We start from the raw sequence: 18,877 nt of genomic DNA on the forward strand, positions 1-18,877 counted from the left end.
AAGCAACTTTAGGAGTGGCATAAATGACCGGTTACCTTACCACACATGTCCTGGATACTGCGCGGGGATGTCCCGCCGAAGGACTGAAAATCGAGCTGTACCGCATCAATGGCACAGACCGCACTTTGCTGAAAGCGCTGGTGACAAATGACGACGGCAGAACCGACGAACAGATTCTGCCGCAATCCGAGTTTTCAACGGGCGAGTATGAACTGGTTTTCTATGCTGGCGCGTATCTAGATGCCTCAGACACCCCGCCAGAAGATCCCCGTTTTTTGGATGTGATCCCGATCCGGTTCGGGATGTCCGAGCAGTCTCACTATCACGTGCCTCTGCTTCTTTCCCCCTTTGGATACTCGACCTATCGCGGCAGCTAAGGTCTCCGCTTTAGGTATTCGCGGATATCGAAGATCTGATACGCTCTATGATGAACTCCATAAAAAGCCGCGTTTTGGGGTCTTGCATGCGGCGGTGCGTAAACAGGCACGCCATCTGAATGGGTTCCGGTGGCGTTTCTGTTGCGACCGGAACCAGATTTCCGGCCTTAAGGTGCTGTGCGATCTCAAAGATCGGCTTCAGCGCGATCCCGTGACCTGCAAGCGCCCAATCCGTCAACACATCGCCATCGTCCGACTCATAGCGACCAGAGACACGGAATCGCTTTGGCCCCGTAGCGGTCCTGAGCAGCCATTGAAACTCGGTCGCACCAGGGAAACGTAGGTTGAGGCATTCGTGATTGTCGGCGATCAAGTCGTCTCCGCTTGCCGGCATCCCACGTTTCTTGATGTATTTCGGAGAGGCGCACAGAACCCTTTCCACATCGGCGATCTTGCGAATGCGCAAATTACTGTCCTCGGGCTGCCCTAGGAAAAACGCAAGATCCAGACCTTCTGTTGTCAGGTCGACTTTTCGATCTGTCAGCCTCAGCCTGACATTGACCTCGGGGTACTCGGCCAAAAACTTTGGAACCTGTGGCGCTATCAGCCTGCGACCGACGCCCAATGGCGCAGCAACATAGAGAGAACCTTTCAGATTCTCGGTAATGTTGACGATCTGAGCTTCGGCATTTTCAACGGCCTCAAGGATTTCGGCGGCCCCCCGATAGAAGGATTGTCCCTGTTCGGTCGGCGTCAGGCTGCGCGTCGTGCGTTGAAAGAGCCGCACACCCAGATGCTCTTCCAGTTGCGAAATTCGCGCCGAGGTGACAGCCGGAGAAACCCTCAGATCACGGCCGGCGGCGGACATGCTGCCCAACTCGTAGACTCGGACAAAGGTTCTGATGTTATCTAGATAGGACATTTTTTTGCATTTTTTGATACTGCTTGGTCTTTGCTAGCAATACCAGAACAAAGCAGTCTCGCATAGAGTGAGCGGAAGCAAAGAATCTTAGGAGCAAACCCATGTATGATCTGGCCGTAATGTGGGAGTGGATTGCCTTTTCGGTCCGCTGGCTGCACGTGATCACTGCGATGGCGTGGATTGGGGCATCTTTCTACTTTATCGCATTGGACCTGATGCTTAAGCCAAACCCTGCGCTGCCGGATGGGGCCTATGGCGAGGAATGGGAGGTCCATGGCGGCGGGTTTTACCACACCGTAAAATACCTTGTGGCCCCCGCCCGGATGCCCGAACATCTGACCTGGCACAAATGGCAAAGCTACACCACATGGCTGTCCGGTGCTGCGCTCCTGATGATCATTTACTGGGTCGGAGGAGAGCTGTTCCTGCTGGACCCAACCAAGGTCGATCTGGCGTTGTGGCAGGGAATTCTGATCTCGGGCGGGTCATTGACCATTGGTTGGTTGCTCTATGACCAGATGTGCAAATCCAAGCTGAGCGATCACCCCACCATTCTGATGCTGCTATTGTTCATGATCCTGGTGATCATGTCCTGGGGCTACAACCAAATATTCACCGGACGAGCCGCGCTGCTACATCTTGGGGCGTTTACCGCAACGATCATGACGGCCAATGTGTTCTTTCAGATCATGCCGAACCAGCGCATCGTGGTCGCAGACCTCAAGGCGGGTCGAACCCCTGACGCCAAGTACGGCAAGATTGCCAAAGTACGCTCGACGCACAACAACTATCTGACCTTGCCGGTCGTGTTCCTGATGCTGTCGAACCACTATCCGCTGGCGTTCGGCACCGAGTATTCATGGATCATTGCAAGCCTGATCTTCCTGACCGGCGTCACCATTCGCCACTACTTCAACACAATGCATGCGACTGGAACAGGCCCGCATTGGACCTGGGCCGTCACGGTCCTTCTGATGATCGCGATTGCATGGCTGTCCTCAGTCCGGTCCGGCGAAACATGGGAAGAGGCCGAAGCGCGCGAACTGACACCCTATGAACAGAAATTCGCCTCGGCCGAGGGGTTCGAGGCCGCTTATGACACGGTTCTGGGCAATTGCTCCATGTGTCACGCACGCGAGCCGGTCTACGGCACAATGAAATGGGCGCCCAAGAAAGTGTATCTTGAAACGCCCGGCGATGTCGCCCGTCAGGCTGATCAAATCTATCTGCAGGCCGGGATCAGCCACGCGATGCCGCCGCCAGCTGCGGTTCAAATGGATGACGAAGCCCGTCAGACTATCATCGCATGGGTGCGTGAAGTAAGAGGCCAGTAAGCCCCGACTTGTGGCAGGCGAAACAGGACCCTCCTGCTGGTTTATCCAAAGAACCTTTTGCTGTGTTTCGCGATGTGTTCGACGAACAGGCGTATTTTAGGATCCTGAAGTTTCTTGTGCGGATAGAGGCAGCCGAAGATGGTCGGCAATGGCGGTGTCGAGGGCAGAACCTCGACCAACTGGCCTGACACGAGATACTCTTTCACATCAAAGCGCGGTTTGTTGACGATCCCCTTCCCTGCCAAAGCCCAATCCGTCAGGACATCGCCATCATCCGCATCGTATTTGCCCCGAACCTCAAGTTTGCGCGGACCCATGTCGGTGTTCAGGGTCCAGAAATACTCGGGCGATCTGGGATAGCGCAGCAGCAGGCAATTGTGCTGAGAGTGCAATAGGTCATCCGGCGTTTTGGGTACGCCGAAATTTGACAGATATTCAGGCGAGGCACATAGCAGCCGGTCACAATCCGCGAATTTCCGCAGTTTCATCGTGGAATCGCCCGGCTCTCCGATAAAGAACGCAATATCCAAACCATCGGCCATCATGTCCACTTTGCGGTCAGACAGGCGCATGCGGATCTCGGTCTCTGGATAACGCTCCGAGAATTCCGGCACCAGCGGCGCAACGATTCTACGCCCAACCCCCAGCGGCGCTGTGATGCGGATTGCGCCTCGAGGGGCGTCCGAAAAACTGGCGACGCGCGCCTCGGCGTGGTCCAACGCCAGCAAAACGGCCTTGGCCTCATCATAGAAAACCTCGCCGACCTCTGTTGCCGTTATCGAGCGAGTCGTTCTGTTGAACAGGCGCACGCCCAGATGGTTTTCCAGCTCTTTCAGACGTTTGCTGGCCACTGCCGGCGTCAGCCTCAGATCCCGGCCGCCGGACGTGATGCTACCAAGCTCCATCACCCTAACGAAGACCCGCAAGCTTTCGATGTATGACATTCATTCCTCCCACTGCGGGAAGACTGCGACGATGGGATTTCTTTTTCAACGTTTTGTTGAAAGTATTTGTCATTTCCGACGATTTTAAGACTCAATCTCTGACTCTATGGTCCTGCGGCGACCCACCCGAAGGCAGGTGTAGAGGGAGATTAGCATGACGCCGCGCACTGACATCCGATTTGTCCTGAATGGCAAGGATGTATCTGTTCCAGACGTATCAGCCGACCAGACTCTTCTGGATTTTCTACGTCTCGAACGACGACTGACCGGCACCAAGGAAGGCTGCGCCGAAGGCGATTGCGGTGCATGTACCGTGCTTGTCGGGCGACTTGGACGGACAGGTCTTTCCTATGCCCCAGTGAATGCATGCATTCGGTTCCTCGCTTCTTTGGACGGCTGCCATGTCGTAACGGTTGAGTATCTGTCCGGCCCCGACGGTCGCCTTCATCCGGTACAGCAAGCCATGGTTGATCATCACGGCAGCCAGTGCGGGTTCTGCACACCGGGCTTCGTCATGGCGCTCTATGCGCTGTGGATGCAAACGCCCGAACCAACAGAGGCGCAGGTCGAAACCGCCTTGCAGGGCAATTTGTGCCGCTGCACCGGGTATGAACCGATCATTCGGGCGGCTGTTGCTGTCAGCCGCTACGGCACCCCGGCCTCGGACCACCTGAACACCGAACGTGAGGCCATGACAGGTCGTCTGGCAGCACTGAAAGACGGTCGCCGCGTCGTCTCGGGTCCGAAGGACAATATGAGCATCCTTCCCTCCAGCGTGGATGATCTGGCCGAGTGCCTGCAGACTTACCCAGAGGCCACTATCGTCGCGGGCGCAACGGATGTGGGCATTTGGGTCACGAAATTCCTGCGCAAAATCGGACCGGCGATCTTTACCGGGCATCTCGAAGACTTGAAAACAGTTGAAAAACAGGACCAACACCTGCTGATCGGTGCAGGTGCCAGCTACACCGATTGCCAAGACTTGCTCTCCGAGCATCTACCGCACCTGACCTCATACTGGGATCGCATCGCCGGGTGGCAGGTGCGCAATATGGGCACAGTGGGCGGCAACATCGCCAACGGCTCTCCCATCGGGGACACGCCGCCTGTGCTGATCGCGCTTGGAGCGGAAATCACGCTGCGGCGAGGGTCAGATGTGCGGACCTTGCCGCTGGACGCATTCTTCATTGACTACGGCAAACAAGATCGCCAACCGGACGAGTTTGTCGAAAGCATACGTGTTCCTCTGCCCCAGCCAAAGGAAATGAACGCCGCCTACAAGATCTCGAAGCGCCGCGATGAGGATATCTCATCGGTGGCGGCAGGTATTCATATGTCGGTTGAAGATGGCATCATCTGCGACGCCCGCATCGCCATGGGTGGCATGGCCGCGACGCCAAAGCGCGCGTCTGCTGCCGAGGCTGCTCTGAACGGTCAGCCCTGGTCGCGGGAAAGTTTCGAAGCGGCGGCAACTGCGCTGTCTCAGGATTTCTCCCCCCTGACCGATTGGCGAGCCTCGTCCGACTATCGGATGCTAACGGCCCAGAACCTGCTGCGTCGGTTCTTCCTCGAACATGACGCCCAGACAGACACCCCCGTTCAACTGGCTTGTGCGTAACAAGGAGACGACACAATGAAAGACACCGTTTCCATCGTTGGGGCAGCCCACACCGACGTCAACCACGACAGCGCGATCAAGCATGTTACCGGAGGGGCTGACTACACCGACGATATTGCCCTACCCCAAGGCGCGCTGAACGCCTATCTTGGTGTGTCCGACGTGGCCCATGCCAAACTGTTGGGCATCGACTTTGCCAAGGTTCTAGCGACACCCGGCGTAGTTGGGGTTCTGACGGCAGATGACGTCCCAGGGATAAATGACATCAGCCCGACGCATCTGAACGACGAGCCGGTTTTCCCAACTGATGCCATTCAGTTTCACGGCCAACCCCTGTTTGCCGTCATAGCCGAGACTCGCGACATCGCACGCCGCGCCGCCGAGCTGGCAGAGATCAAATACGAAACCTTGCCCCATGCGCTTGACCCCATTGAGGCCCAAAACGCCGGCTACCCGCATGTCACCGCCCCTCTTAAGCTGGAGCGAGGGGATGTTGCCGCCGCTCAGGCTGCGGCCCCCAATCGGATCCAAGGCCGGATGCGCGTTGGCGGTCAGGACCACATGTACCTTGAAGGTCACATCGCCTTTGCCATTCCGGGCGAAGATGACGATGTGGTCGTGCATTGTTCGACCCAACATCCATCTGAGGCGCAGCATATGGTGGCCCATGTTCTTGGGGTGCCGTCCAATGCGGTTGTGGTCAATGTCCGCCGCATGGGTGGTGGCTTTGGCGGCAAGGAAAGCCAGATGAACCTGTTCTGCGTTGTGGCCGCCATGGCCGCGAAGAAGTGGAACCGCGCCGTCAAGATCAGGCCCGACCGGGATCAGGATATGACGGCGACCGGCAAACGCCATGACTTTGTGATCGACTATGACGTGGCCTTTGACGATGGCGGTCGCATTCAAGCTGTTGAAAGCAGCTTTGCCGCGCGCTGCGGGTTCTCGGCAGATCTGTCGGGGCCGGTGACCGACCGAGCGCTGTTTCATGCAGATAACGCTTATTTTTACCCGAATGTGCGCCTTAACAGCCATCCGATGAAAACCAATACTGTCTCAAACACCGCCTTCCGCGGATTTGGTGGGCCGCAGGGGGTGATCGCGGCGGAAAGGATGATCGAGGAAATCGCCTATGCCACGGGACAGGACCCTCTGGATGTGCGCAAGGCCAATTTCTATGGCACCGAAGAGCGGAACGTAACACCCTATCATCAAGTGGTCGAAGACACCATTCTGGACCGGCTGGTCGGAGAACTGGAGCAGACCTCAGACTACCGCCAGCGGCGTCAGGACATCATCGCTTTCAACCAATCCTCACCGATCCTGAAAAAGGGGATCGCTCTGACGCCTGTGAAATTCGGCATCTCGTTCACAGCAACGTGGTACAATCAGGCCGGCGCGCTCGTGCACGTCTACAAAGACGGTTCGATCCATCTGAACCACGGCGGCACCGAAATGGGGCAAGGCCTCAACACCAAAGTCGCGCAGGTGGTGGCCGAGGCCTTCCAGGTTGATTTCAACCGGATCAAGATCACGAAGACCACGACCGAGAAGGTCCCTAACACATCCGCCACTGCAGCTTCCAGCGGTACCGACCTGAACGGAATGGCCGCGTTGCATGCGGTCGAGCAGATCAAGGAACGGCTGGTGAAATTTGCTTCGGAAACATGGGATGTGAGCCCCGAGCAGGTGCTCTTTCACGCCAATCATGTTCACATCGGCGAAGAGGTTCTGCCCTTTAACGCTTTTATCAAGCAAGCTTATCTGGCGCGTGTACAGCTGTCGGCAGCCGGGTTCTACAAAACCCCCAAGATCCACTGGGAACGGGACAAGGGACAAGGCCGCCCGTTCTACTACTACGCCTATGGGGCATCCTGTTCGGAAGTGACCATAGATACCCTGACCGGAGAATACCGGGTCGACCGCACGGATGTGCTGCACGATGTCGGACGCTCACTGAATCCCATTCTCGATAAGGGTCAGGTTGAGGGGGCCTTTGTTCAGGGCATGGGCTGGCTGACCACCGAGGAGCTTTGGTGGGATGATGCCGGTCGCCTGCGCACCCATGCTCCGTCGACATACAAGATCCCGTTGGCCTCGGACCGCCCGCGTATCTTCAATGTGAAACTCGCCGATTGGTCGGAAAACCGAGAGTTGACGATCAAGCGCTCCAAAGCCGTAGGTGAGCCGCCCTTCATGCTGGGAATTTCGGTGTTCGAGGCCCTGTCGATGGCTGTGGCATCCGTCGCCGACTACCGGGAATGTCCTCGACTGGACGCCCCAGCCACGCCCGAGCGTGTCCTCATGGCCGTTGCCCGCCTGCAAAACGGTGCCTAAACGATGCCTGCCGCGCAGTCCCTGAAGACGTTTCTGGCCGAACAAAGCAGCGTGATCCGCATCGCGCTAACGCGTGTGCGCGGGTCTTCGCCGCGCAACGAAGGGACTGAGATGTTCGTAGCGCCAAGCGCGCTGTGGGGGACGATCGGCGGTGGGCAATTGGAATTCATGGCCATCAACGCTGCGCGGGACATGCTGCGGGACGGGTCGCTAAACCGGGATATGGATGTGCCGCTCGGGCCAGAAATTGGCCAATGCTGCGGGGGACGGGTCGAATTGCAACTGATCCGCATGCGGTCCTCAGACAAGGAGGCTGCAACATACAGGGCGGCGCGGCGCGAAGATGCCTTGCCACATGTCTACGTGATGGGAGCTGGTCATGTGGGTCGCGCACTTGCGGATCTTTTTCAGCACTTGCCTGTGCGCTGCATCCTCGTTGACACACGGGCCGAGGAAATCGACCTCTGCACTGCGAATGTCGAAACCCGGCTGAGTGCAATTCCCGAAGCCGAAATCCTAAGTGCGCCCAAAGGCAGCGCCTTTGTCGTCCTGACCCATGATCACGGGCTTGACTTCCTGCTGACCACCGCCGCGCTTGAACGTCAGGACGCGGCCTATGTTGGCATGATCGGATCCGCGACCAAGCGGATCAAGCTGAGGAATTGGGCACTTAAACAGTGTGACGGACAATCCATCGAACATTTGAGATGCCCCATCGGGGCAAGCGGTAGCCGCGACAAGCGGCCCAGCGTCATCGCCGCCTTCGTGGTGGCTGAGTTGATGGCTGAACTGACCTCTGAAACTGCCGCGACCGCCCCAACCGGGGCAACCAAGGCGCCCCATGCGGGCCAACATCACGACCGGAGAGGGAGATCCGCCTGACATCCACCAGGCAATTCCGGTCCTATCAGAGGAGGAGACCGTCATGGACGGGAGGACCTACGAATACAAGCTGTTTACCCGCAGCGACTTCAGCGCTTTCTGGGCGCTTTTTACGGATAACCTAGTAAACCTGCTGATCCTGTCCGGGGTCTGTCAGTTCGTGTTCCAGATGCCAGCCGAGATCGTCTTTGGCCGCATCGTACCCGGTGCCGCCATTGCAATCCTGGCCGGTGTCGGAGTGTACACGTTTCTCGCCAAATGGGCGGCCACCCGGAAGGGCGAAGACGTCACCGCCCTGCCCTACGGCATCTCGACCCCGGTCATGTTCGTCTATCTTTTCGGCGTAATTGGACCCATTTACTGGGCCACCAACGACCCGATGCTGGCCTGGCAGGTCGGTATCGGCGCGGGCTTCATGGGCGGGATCGTCGCAGCCCTTGGCGCGCTTGTGGGTCCTTACCTCAAGCGAATTACTCCGCGCGCCGGGATGCTCGGCACGCTGTGCGGCATTGCGCTAGTCTTTATCGGCTCAGTCCCGCTGGCCGAGGTGTTTGAGAACCCGATTATCGGTTTTACCTCACTGCTGTTCATCCTTTGGGGTCTAATCGGGCGGTTCCGCCTGCCTGGCAACGTGCCTGCCGGTCTGGTCGCGATTGCGGCGGGCACGGTGATTGCCATCATCCTTGGTGAATCGAAAATCGACACAAGCGGCATCGGCTTCTACCCGCCAATCCCCTATTTCGGCGACCTCATCGCCGGTGTGCAGTACCTGTTCGCCAACCCTGAGCTGTTTCTGGTGCTGATCCCGGTCCAGATCTACAACTTCATCGAAACCATGAACAACGTGGAGTCCGCCGAGGCCGCGGGAGATCATTACCCCGTAGGGCTGTGCCAGGTAACGGATGGCGCGGGTACGATGTTGGGCGCGCTGTTTGGCTCTCCATTCCCGACGACAGTCTATATCGGTCATCCCGCTTACAAGCGGCTTGATGCACATGCGGGCTACATCGTGGGTGTGGCCGTCGTGATCGCGGCTGCCGCTTTCCTTGGCTTCTTGTCCTTCCTCGCGGGTCTTATCCCGATTGCGGCTGCGGCGCCTGTTCTGGTCTTTGTCTCGGTCAGCCTGATCACCAACACGGCCTGGGCGGTGAAGCCGATGCACATGGCTGCGGTCTCCTTCGCGATCCTGCCACATATCTCGGCCTTCCTGATGGTCAAATGGGGGTCGCTGATGAACGCGCTGCGCAGTAGCGGTGTCGAGGGCCTGCCTGCGCTGGGTGACGAAGGCCTGACCGCCGCTCTGTTGATGGAGGGAGCCCACTACGAAGGGCATCTGGCGCTGAGCCAAGGTGCAATCATCACAGGTCTGATCTGGGGCGCCATTGTGGCCGACGTGATTGACGGCCGGTTCCGCATGGCAGGGGCGTTTGCCGTCGCTGGCGGGCTTATGTCGGCGGTAGGGATCATCCACTCTTACACGCTGCAGATGCCACAGTTCGACGGGATTACCATCGGCTATCTGATCGTCGGCGGGTTCCTGTATCTCTACCCGATGCTCGCCCCTAAAGAGGATCTTGAGCATCGCGTGATCGTTCCAGATGAGCCCGATCTGATCGACGACGATACACCTGCACAACAGGCCTGATCCATGATGGGGCAGCCTCAGGGCTGCCCCCTACCCGTCTTCCCACGACATACGAGACATTCCATGACACAGAGATTGCTGCGCGGTCGTCTGCTGACCTTTCATCGTGAGCCCCAGAACGGCGAAGATACCGGCGCCTATACCTATCTTGAGGACGGCGCGCTGCTGATCCGGGACGGGATCATTCAGGACACCGGCCCATTCTCGACGATCAGCGCAAAGGCCGAAGACGTGCCTGTGACGGACCATCGCCCTCATCTGATGATGGCGGGGTTTATCGACACCCATATCCACTTCCCTCAAGTGCAGGTGATCGCCTCGTGGGGCGTACAGCTCTTGGACTGGCTCAACACCTACACATTCCCCGAAGAAACCCGCTTTGCCTCGGACGGGCACAGCGCGACCATGGCGCGGGCGTTCTATGATCAGCTGATTGCGCATGGCACCACGACGGCGGTTGCCTATTGCTCGGTCCACAAAACCTCGGCTGACGCGTTCTTTACCGAGGCGACCAGACGCAACATGCGCATGCTTGGCGGAAAGGTCCTGATGGACCGCAACGCGCCCGAGGCGCTGCAGGATACGCCCCAATCCGGATATGACGACACCAAAGCTCTAATCACCGACTGGCATGGCAAGGGACGCAACGGCTATGTCATCACGCCCCGGTTTGCAATCACCTCAACCCCGGACCAGATGGCCATGGCCCAGGCGCTGGCGCAAGAGCATCCCGACTGCCACACCCAGACACACCTATCGGAAAACAAGGACGAGATCGCCTTTACCAAAAAACTCTATCCTCAGGCCCGCGACTATCTCGATGTCTATCAGTCCTACGGTCTTCTGGGACGGAAAACCCTGCTCGGACACTCCATCCATCTTGAACCGCGCGAGATCGGCGCGCTTGCTGAAACCGGCGCGCATCCTGTGTTCTGCCCGACGTCGAACCTGTTTCTGGGCAGTGGCCTGTTTGATCATGCCAGGCTGAGCGCGCGTGGGATCGCAAATGGGATCGCAACGGATATTGGCGCAGGCACAAGCTATTCGATGCTGCAAACCCTGAACGAAGGTTACAAAGTCCTGCAATTGCAAGGGACAGCCCTGCACCCTTTGCAAGCGTTCCATTGGGCAACACGTGGCAATGCCTGCGTTCTGGGTCTCGAAGACAAAATCGGCACGCTCGCCCCGGGAAGTGAAGCGGATGTCGTCGTTCTGAACGCACGCAGTACCCCGGCCATGGCCCTTCGAATGGACCGGGTGGACAGCCTGTCACTAGAACTGTTCGTCCTGCAGATGATGGGAGACGACCGCGCGATCGAGGAAGTCTATGTGTCGGGGACACCCAGCAAGGTTGCAGGGCCGCAACCTGAACGAGCCAAAGTCCCTGCCTAGCAGCACCTGTAACGCGGGCCCATTTCCAGCCCGCGACGGTCTTTGCTTGAAAGCCCGGATCAGTCGACATGCTCGATCCGGGCTAGACCCTTCAAAACGACACGTCCAAGCCCGTTGCCGCGCAAGGCAAAGAGCGCAGGATGCTTCTGGTCTCCAAAAGATACTTCGGGTTCGATTACAAATCGGTCTGTAATCCGTCCTTACGCACTTCGAGTAACAAGGCAGGTGACGGCAAAATCCTCTGACTTGGCTGCGAGTACCAGTGTTTTAGGTTAAAACGCGGGTCTGCAAGGAGATTTGATCTTCTCGCAGCCACCACTTCCAATCCTTCAACTTGCGGTGTGGAGTTTCGATTTGTTTGCTTGGCTTCTGCCTGCGTTTTTCGTGATCCCGAATCTACCCCTCAAACTTCAAGGCGATGCTTTTTTGCGTCGCAACGCATTGACAGCAGAGGATGAGCCCTTTCGAGATATCTCCGCCTTCGAGTGCAACGCGGTTCCGCATATGGACGGCCCCTTCGGTCAGGCGGGCAACACAGGCACCACAAACACCGGACTGGCAACTGTATGGTGGGTTCAAGCCTTTCGCTTGAGCAGCTTCCAGTATGGTTTGACCCGCAGCCAAAGGTACATCATGCCATGCACCATGCAGATTTATGCGGGCTGTCGCCGCGACTCCTGACGTGCTGAGATCGGGTTTGACATCGCCACCAAAGCTTTCCGTGTAAATGCGAGCGTCAGGCACGTCCAAATTCTTGAGCGCCGCCCGCAGGTCAGTGTTCATGCTGCCCGGACCGCAGATCCAGTATTGCGTGTCCTGTGCCACCGGTGGGGTCTCGGCAATAGCGGCCTGAACTGCGTTTGCGTCCAACCGACCTGTGCGCCAAGGGCTGAACCAACTGAACAAGGAAGGGTGGGACAGAACATGTCGCACAGAAAAGCGTTTCGGGTATCGAGCTTGAAAATGCTCCAACTCGTCCCGAAAAATGATGCTGTCCGCGTTGGTGTTGCCGAAAACCAAATGCGCGACGGAATGCGGCTCTGCCGTCAAAACGGCATTGATCATCGCGTATAGGGGCGTGATGCCGCTGCCCGAGCCAAAGAAATAGTGCGTGCGGCGTTTAAGGGGTCCGGGCGTTAAGGTGAACTGTCCAAAGGGGGGCATGACTTCGATGATATCCCCTACCGACAGAGCATCACCGATATGGTTCGAAACGATCCCGTCTTTCACACGTTTCACAGTGATGCGCAGTGCTGATCCAGGTGGGTTTGAGATGGTGTAGCTGCGCCTATGCTCCTGTCCTTCGGTCAGAAATCTGACCGTCAGATGTTGCCCTGCTATCCATTTAAACAGATCAGCCAGTCTGGCAGGGACATCTAAAGTGACACTTGTGGCTACACCGCCGATCTCTGTGCGGATGTCAGATATGGTCAATGGATAGAAGTTGCGTTGCATTAGATCACCCTATCACCGGTAGTCATAGGTTGTGGTCAATGACCGGATCACCATCCCGCCAAGGTAAGGTTCAAAGACAAACTCATCTGTTTGACGCATTTTGCCCGCATATCCCTGCCAATCATATTCAACATCCGTAACCGCGGTTACGTGGTGGATCTCATCTTCGAAGCGGGTGGTCATTTTAGGCTTGGATCGCTCAGTTTCCTTGTAGTCCTCCAGATCCTTGGGGAGTTCAGCATCGGTAGCGGCCGCCCCATCTCCCACACGGTAAGTGAAGACATCATCTTCCTGCTCGGTACCGTATTTGAGGACGATCCGGTGTGTGGCTTCGGGATGCCAACTGTCCCACGTAGCCAGAAGGCCATCTTCGTCTTGAGCCGCCAGGACACGGGCAGAGATCTCTTCAGGCGTGTCTGCTTGCGCTGTCAGCACCAAAGCCGACGCGATGACCACGCCTGTCAGGGTAGCTTGAACAGGCGTCATTAGTGATCTCCGCATTGTTCAATCATCCTTCATGAACTCCAACACGGCTTTCTGGTGGCGAGCAATCGGACTTTCGCCAATCCCGGCCGGGCCGATTTCCAAGTAAGGGCTTTTCAGGGACTTCTGCTGTTGTTCGCAGGCATAGATATCCTCGGTCGTGAAGTCTCCGGATGCCATCGGATCGTCTTCGCCGGCGGCATCGTCCCCTTGGTACTTCGCACCGCCAAAGTCCTTCCAAAAACCCCAGCTTTTCCACTGCTGTTTCTGAAACGTCCAGTCTGATGCGTTGGCCAGTTTCGTGCGATTTTCGATGCGCGTCATGTCGGGCGCCAGTGGCGTGATGACAAAAAGGTTCCAGCTTTCCTCACTGGCCCCAATACCTATGCCGGGAAAGAGCATTGGAACCCAGGCGCCGACATGCGGTTTTGGGATCGCGCGCGGCAGCGGCAGGTTCGCCTCGTGGTCCTTGGCGTACTCCGCGGACGGAGGCTCCCAAAAGTAATAGTGCGGCCCCTTCCACCCGTATTCTGCCTTGGCATGGTCATACATGTGCAGGGTGTTGGAATGCAGGTGGCTCAGGTGATAGACGTCGATATAATTCTCGACAACGATCTTCCAATTTGCCTTGATCTCATAGGTGTTCCGGCCTTCAGCGTACTCTACCAGTTCCTCGGGCTTGTGCGGGCCAAGGAATGGATCGACCTCGCCAAACCACTCCGCAAGCGTGGGCGCGTTCGGATCAGGATGGACGAACAACATACCGCGCCAGACGTCTACGCTCGCCGGTTTGAGGCCAAGGCAGGATTTATCGATACCACCGGGAAATTCCGACGCCTCATCGGGAACGGAGATCAGATTGCCTTCCAGACCATAGGTCCAATCGTGGTAGGGACATGTAAGCGCTTTTTGCGTCTTGCCAACCGCGCGGATCAGCTGCGTACCGCGATGACGGCAGATATTGTGAAAGGCCCGCAGCCGGTGATCGCGCCCCATGACGACAAACAGGTTGTTCAAACCTGCCTGCACCGACAGATAGTGCCCGGGGCCTTCGATATCCTCAACCAATCCTGCAAAACGCCAGGTGCGTGAGAAGATCTGTTGTTGTTCTCGGTCGAACCAATACTGCGAGGTATAGGCTTCGACTGGCAGGTGATGATACATTTTGGTCATCTTTATCCCTCAGGTCATCAGATAGGCGTATTGCGGGAAAAGGCTGGCGGCGAGCATCATCAGTCCCGACAAAGCCCAAAGGCAGACTATGGCCCAGAAAAGAACTGGATCGTCGTTTCGGTTGATCTCGAACACCAGAAAGGCCTGACCATTCAGGATGGTCGGAATGGTCCACCACAGGAAGAGCAGCCCCCAGACCCAGTAGTAACCCAGGACAGCAGCAGCCAACAGGACAGGCAGAGCTATATAGTTCGCGGTTCTGGTGTGGCTCATCGCTCGGCCTCCAGCGTAGAGGCCAGCAAAGACGCCGCCAGTTTCAATTCCGCGCGCCAAACTTTGGGCGGCTCGAGTGGCGACAGGGCATCCATGCTGACAAAGATTGCGGAAATACCCTGAGTCACGGCACGAATGCTTGTATCCGGTGCGTCAGGGGCAGCGCGCCTCAGGACATCCTCAACCACGTCAAAGAAGGCACTTAGGCTGTCCAAAAGATCCTGCCGAAATTCGGGGCGATCCGGAACAACAGTCACCAGCGCCTGATACGCCAACATCAACCGCGGATCAGTTCCGCTGTTTTCGGCAAAAAGAGCGTCCACAAGATCGGTTGGCGTTGCTCTGTCTGGCAGGGCGTGCCGCAGGCCGTCCAGTGACATCGCAAAGCCTTCAAGCGTGTACTCGGCAAGTGCGGCAATCATTTCGTCCTTGTTGCCAAGATAGTGGCGCAGCATGGGGCGCTTGACGCCAGCTTCCTCTGCGATCCGTTCCTGGGTCGCGCCGTCAAGGCCGAACCGCGCCACGCATGTGAGATACGCATCCAGGATTTCCTGAGATCGTTGGTCTTTCAGAGATGGTCTTGGCATTGCGGCCCCGTAGATTGTCATTGATGACAAATAATGATTGGGAATTTTTTGTCAACTATGACAATTTACTTTGAGATCAGCGGGTGAAAAGAAACTGCTTTTCGGGGGGCTATAGCGAATGGCCAGCCATCATCCTCTGCGGTCGCTTGTGCGACAGCCCGCCCCTCAGCTTTTTCAACATGACCACAAACCGGTTCGGGAAAGCAAGTTCAGCCGAGGTAAATGGATCGCAGAACGCCGTCACAACGACTCGATGTTTCCCAAAAGAATAGAGGTCATATCCACCGCAAATGACCCGTCTTGGAAAGTAACATCCATCTGAGTGTCATAGTTCACCGCATTTCGCGTTATCCCAGAGAGGTCGGTATCCGCGTCCAGAAAAACCCATTTCGCGGGAATTGGCGAGGTTTGTCCAACCGCCGCCTGCAAGATGGAGAGCGCGTCCAGTGCGTTGACGGCCCCGTTCTGGGTGATATCAGTGGCAATCAGGTTTTCTGGGGCCGCCGGGCCCCATGTCGGATCCAGACCAACCGAGATGCGCAGAACCTGCAACTCATCCAGAGCGTTAATTCGTCCGCTCGCTGTTGAATAGTTTTTGACGACCTCCAGCTCTCCGGTCAACGTCCCATTCCGAACATTCAGATCAAAGAATCCGGTCTCATCCGTGGTTGCTGTGACGGTGCCGCCTCCGGTCGGAGTGAACTTGATCTCGGCATCTGCAAGAGCCGGATTGACGGTCTCGGAATCGAAGCTCACGCGGCCCTGAATGCCGTCCGAGCTTGCAGGCTCCAACCCGCCAAATGTTCCGAAATCCACCGGAATGTGGTCTGGTCCACCGAACCCGGAGCCAAAAACCTCTTCTTTCGTCAATGGCGCACCGGTCGAGGATATTACGTGGACGACCTCATTCAGATACTGGATGTCGGCCCCTTGAGATGTAGCGGTAAAGGTCAATTGATCGGGGTTGCGCAGCAGAAGATAGTCGAACATGTCCAACCGATCGGTGCCGGCTTCGAAATCCGTGATCGTCGTGGGGTCGCTGCCATATCGCATGACGAAAATATCGGCCCCTGCCCCGCCTGTCAGCGTCGTCTCACCACTCCCAGCGATGAGGATGTCATCTCCGTCCCCGCCGGAGAGTTGGGCATCCAGCACCCCAGCGCTGAGCATGTCGTCCTGCGCCATGCCCACAACCGGCCCGCAACTTTCTGGTCACGGAAGGGCAAGCCAGTATGGGTGCCCTGATCGCTGCTGTCATGTTGACCGGTCGCGCCTTGGCTCCCCTGGGGCAATTGGCGCAAACTTTGACGCGGTACAATCAGGCGCGCAGCGCTTTTCAAAACCTCAACCAGATTATGCAGGCAGACAGTGAGCGGCCTGCAGGCAGAACCTGGATCGGTCGTTCACGCTTCAAGGGCGCGATCTCGTTTAGCAACGTCCATTTCACATACCCGGATCAATCCGAAGACACGTTGAAAGGTGTTTCGTTCACCATCAACCCGGGTGAGAAAGTCGCAATTCTTGGCCAAATTGGCTCGGGCAAAAGCACAATCGCGCGACTGTTGCTGGGCCTCTATGCGCCTCGGGTCGGGTCGGTCATGCTGGATGGGTTGGACATTCGGCAAATTGACCCAGGCGATCTACGACGAGGTGTCGGCTCTGTTCTACAGGATGCTTGGCTGTTTTCCGGCTCGATCCGCGAAAACATCGCCAGTGGCACCATCAGACCGAGCGACGAAGAAGTGATTGAAGCCGGGCAAATTGCCGGAGTTGAGGATTTTGTGGCGCGTCATCCATCAGGTTATGACCGACTGCTTGCGGAAAGGGGCGAAGGGCTTTCTGGTGGACAAAGACAAGCGATTGCCCTGGCACGAGCCTTGATTGGCAAACCGTCGGTTCTGCTCCTGGATGAGCCGACAAGCGCCATGGATGTTCAAACCGAAGCGCGCGTTCTGACCCGCCTCAAGCAGGCGACCCCAGACACGACGATGGTGATCGTCACGCACTGTCCTAGCCTCTTGGAGCTAGTAGACCGCGTTATTGTCATTGACGACGGCCAAATCGCGAAAGACGGGCCCAAAAGCCTTCTGTCACAACATGTATGCCAAAACAGGAGGCACCTGAATGTCGCAGCATTATGATCTTGCCTCATTGGCACGCGCGACGCGCGGGGCCTCGCCTTTGCGAAACTCTCTTCTGCTTGTGGCAATTCTAGCATGCCTCCTCACAGCCGGGGTTTGGGCGTATCTGACCGAGTTGGACGACGTAACCCGCGTAGATGGCCGGATCGTGCCATCTGCAGATATCCAGATCATCGAAGCAACAGAGCCAGGCGTTTTGAAGGCATTGCACGTGCGGGAAGGCCAAGTGGTTCAAGCCGGCACCTTGTTGATGGAATTCGACACGACGCAAATCGACAGTCAGTTGAATCAGGAACAACAACGTGCTTTTGGCCTGATGGCTCGGATCCAGCGGCTACACTCCGAGATCGAGGGGCGGGACCTTCAATTTGACGCAACGCTAGTAGCAGGTGCCCCGGATGTCGTTCAATCTGAAACGGCTTTGTACCAAGGCAGACAAGCCGAACTGCAGGCGGAAATTGATATATTGCTGCGACAGCAACAACAACGCCACCGGGAATACGAAGAAGGATAGGTGGATCAAGTTAAGGCAGAAGAAACGCTGAGTGTTCTGGAAGAGGAAAGGGCAATGATGGCTCCCCTGGTTGCTAGCAAAATGGAGCCCGCGACCACGCTTTTGGCGCTTAGGCGCAGTGCGGCAGAATGGAAAGGTCGCCGGGTCAGAGCCGTAGCCGCGACCAGTCGACTAAAAACCGGTCTGGAAGAGATTGATGACCGGATTCGAGCGGCGCGCAGTAGATTTCGGAGCAATGCTCTGACCGACCTCGCCCTCGCAACCGCGGAGCTGTCCTCCCTAGAACCGATGCTGCCTGCTTTTCGGGATCGAGCTTCCCGCGCAAAGGTTAAATCCCCGACGCGCGGCATCGTAAACCGTATCCATCGCACCACTCTTGGTGGCCTTGCACGAACCGGAGAGGAGTTAGTCGAGATTGTCCCTTTGGATGACAGTTTACTGGTCGAAGCCTATGTGCGCCCGCAAGATATCGCATTTCTATATGCCGGACAGCCTGTCAAATTCAAAATCACCGCCTATGATTTCGTCCGCTACGGCGGGCTGGACGGGGAAATTGTTCGAATTGGCGCAGATACAATCACCCGGTCCGAACGCAACGACGAAGAGGTCTTTGTCATCGAGATCCGGACGAATGGCACGATGCCCGACACCTCCGGTGTCGCCGTTGAAATCATTCCCGGCATAATTGCCGAGGTCGATATTCTGGCTGGGCGTAAAACCGTTCTGGACTATTTGATCCAACCAGTCGTGAATATTAAGGACCAAGCGCTGCGGGAGTAATATAGGCTTGGCCACTGCATCAC

At 57.0% G+C, this 18,877-nt stretch carries 18 protein-coding genes; 10 read left to right on the top strand and 8 right to left on the bottom strand.

The features are described from left to right. Window positions 1-23: 23 nt before the first annotated feature. Window positions 24-377, top strand: coding sequence for a hydroxyisourate hydrolase (uraH, locus tag ACR0JF_RS08220; RefSeq protein ID WP_170659110.1), 354 nt, complete (start codon window positions 24-26; stop codon window positions 375-377). A 10-nt stretch (window positions 378-387) separates the two neighbouring features. Here the strand turns inward: uraH and ACR0JF_RS08225 are convergent, their stop codons facing one another. Then, entirely contained in the window at window positions 388-1,299 is a 912-nt protein-coding gene (locus tag ACR0JF_RS08225) for a LysR family transcriptional regulator (RefSeq protein WP_170659109.1), read from the bottom strand. Window positions 1,300-1,400: 101 nt separating this feature from the next. Here ACR0JF_RS08225 and ACR0JF_RS08230 point away from each other — a divergent pair, with 101 nt between their 5' ends. After that, window positions 1,401-2,633 (top strand): urate hydroxylase PuuD, encoded by a 1,233-nt coding sequence (locus tag ACR0JF_RS08230; RefSeq protein WP_170659108.1) that lies wholly within the window; start codon window positions 1,401-1,403, stop codon window positions 2,631-2,633. Between the two features lie 41 nt (window positions 2,634-2,674). On the opposite strand, the gene ACR0JF_RS08235 is transcribed toward ACR0JF_RS08230, so the two are convergent. Next, the gene (locus tag ACR0JF_RS08235) at window positions 2,675-3,577 is read right to left on the bottom strand and encodes a LysR family transcriptional regulator (RefSeq protein ID WP_170378289.1); all 903 of its coding nucleotides are present in this window, start codon (window positions 3,575-3,577) and stop codon (window positions 2,675-2,677) included. A 154-nt stretch (window positions 3,578-3,731) separates the two neighbouring features. Between ACR0JF_RS08235 and xdhA the strand changes: the two genes are divergently transcribed. The 5 genes from xdhA to guaD all read left to right on the top strand — a co-directional run bounded on the left by xdhA (window position 3,732) and on the right by guaD (window position 11,448). Beyond that, window positions 3,732-5,195 carry a xanthine dehydrogenase small subunit gene (gene xdhA, locus ACR0JF_RS08240; protein ID WP_170659107.1) on the top strand — a complete coding sequence of 488 codons (1,464 nt, stop codon included), beginning with the start codon at window positions 3,732-3,734 and terminating at the stop codon, window positions 5,193-5,195. Between the two features lie 15 nt (window positions 5,196-5,210). Beyond that, window positions 5,211-7,529 carry a xanthine dehydrogenase molybdopterin binding subunit gene (gene xdhB / locus ACR0JF_RS08245; protein ID WP_170659106.1) on the top strand — a complete coding sequence of 773 codons (2,319 nt, stop codon included), beginning with the start codon at window positions 5,211-5,213 and terminating at the stop codon, window positions 7,527-7,529. A gap of 3 nt (window positions 7,530-7,532) precedes the next feature. Further along, a complete protein-coding gene (xdhC, locus tag ACR0JF_RS08250) occupies window positions 7,533-8,411 on the top strand; it encodes a xanthine dehydrogenase accessory protein XdhC (RefSeq protein WP_170659105.1) in 879 nt (292 codons plus the stop codon). Between the two features lie 43 nt (window positions 8,412-8,454). After that, window positions 8,455-10,056 carry a permease family protein gene (locus tag ACR0JF_RS08255; RefSeq protein WP_170659104.1) on the top strand — a complete coding sequence of 534 codons (1,602 nt, stop codon included), beginning with the start codon at window positions 8,455-8,457 and terminating at the stop codon, window positions 10,054-10,056. Window positions 10,057-10,119: 63 nt separating this feature from the next. Then, window positions 10,120-11,448, top strand: a complete 1,329-nt coding sequence (gene guaD, locus ACR0JF_RS08260; protein WP_170659103.1) for a guanine deaminase — start codon at window positions 10,120-10,122, stop codon at window positions 11,446-11,448. Window positions 11,449-11,844: 396 nt separating this feature from the next. On the opposite strand, the gene ACR0JF_RS08265 is transcribed toward guaD, so the two are convergent. The 6 genes from ACR0JF_RS08265 to ACR0JF_RS08290 form a co-directional block, all read right to left on the bottom strand. Beyond that, on the bottom strand, window positions 11,845-12,903 hold the full coding sequence (locus ACR0JF_RS08265) for a ferredoxin--NADP reductase (RefSeq protein ID WP_170659102.1): 1,059 nt from the start codon (window positions 12,901-12,903) through the stop codon (window positions 11,845-11,847). Window positions 12,904-12,915: 12 nt separating this feature from the next. Continuing rightward, window positions 12,916-13,389 carry a hypothetical protein gene (locus ACR0JF_RS08270; RefSeq protein ID WP_170659101.1) on the bottom strand — a complete coding sequence of 158 codons (474 nt, stop codon included), beginning with the start codon at window positions 13,387-13,389 and terminating at the stop codon, window positions 12,916-12,918. Between the two features lie 18 nt (window positions 13,390-13,407). Beyond that, window positions 13,408-14,559, bottom strand: coding sequence for an SRPBCC family protein (locus ACR0JF_RS08275; RefSeq protein WP_170659100.1), 1,152 nt, complete (start codon window positions 14,557-14,559; stop codon window positions 13,408-13,410). Between the two features lie 9 nt (window positions 14,560-14,568). Further along, on the bottom strand, window positions 14,569-14,832 hold the full coding sequence (locus tag ACR0JF_RS08280) for a hypothetical protein (protein ID WP_170659099.1): 264 nt from the start codon (window positions 14,830-14,832) through the stop codon (window positions 14,569-14,571). After that, window positions 14,829-15,419 (bottom strand): TetR/AcrR family transcriptional regulator, encoded by a 591-nt coding sequence (locus ACR0JF_RS08285; protein ID WP_480669130.1) that lies wholly within the window; start codon window positions 15,417-15,419, stop codon window positions 14,829-14,831. Before ACR0JF_RS08285 ends, ACR0JF_RS08280 begins: the two co-directional genes overlap by 4 nt. Window positions 15,420-15,659: 240 nt before the next feature. Continuing rightward, window positions 15,660-16,604: a M10 family metallopeptidase C-terminal domain-containing protein gene (locus tag ACR0JF_RS08290; protein WP_170659097.1), complete on the bottom strand. Its 945-nt coding sequence runs from the start codon at window positions 16,602-16,604 to the stop codon at window positions 15,660-15,662. A 47-nt stretch (window positions 16,605-16,651) separates the two neighbouring features. On the opposite strand from ACR0JF_RS08290, the gene ACR0JF_RS08295 reads away from it, so the two are divergent. From ACR0JF_RS08295 to ACR0JF_RS08305, 3 genes are read left to right on the top strand one after another with little or no spacing between them, the layout of a single operon-like run. Continuing rightward, the gene (locus ACR0JF_RS08295) at window positions 16,652-17,560 is read left to right on the top strand and encodes an ATP-binding cassette domain-containing protein (protein WP_170659096.1); all 909 of its coding nucleotides are present in this window, start codon (window positions 16,652-16,654) and stop codon (window positions 17,558-17,560) included. Further along, the gene (locus tag ACR0JF_RS08300) at window positions 17,544-18,074 is read left to right on the top strand and encodes a hypothetical protein (RefSeq protein WP_480669132.1); all 531 of its coding nucleotides are present in this window, start codon (window positions 17,544-17,546) and stop codon (window positions 18,072-18,074) included. The genes ACR0JF_RS08295 and ACR0JF_RS08300 overlap by 17 nt, the downstream gene beginning before the upstream one ends. Then, window positions 18,075-18,854 carry an HlyD family type I secretion periplasmic adaptor subunit gene (locus tag ACR0JF_RS08305; RefSeq protein ID WP_480669134.1) on the top strand — a complete coding sequence of 260 codons (780 nt, stop codon included), beginning with the start codon at window positions 18,075-18,077 and terminating at the stop codon, window positions 18,852-18,854. Window positions 18,855-18,877 lie beyond the last annotated feature (23 nt).

The organism is Ruegeria sp. BG11 (assembly GCF_056538565.1).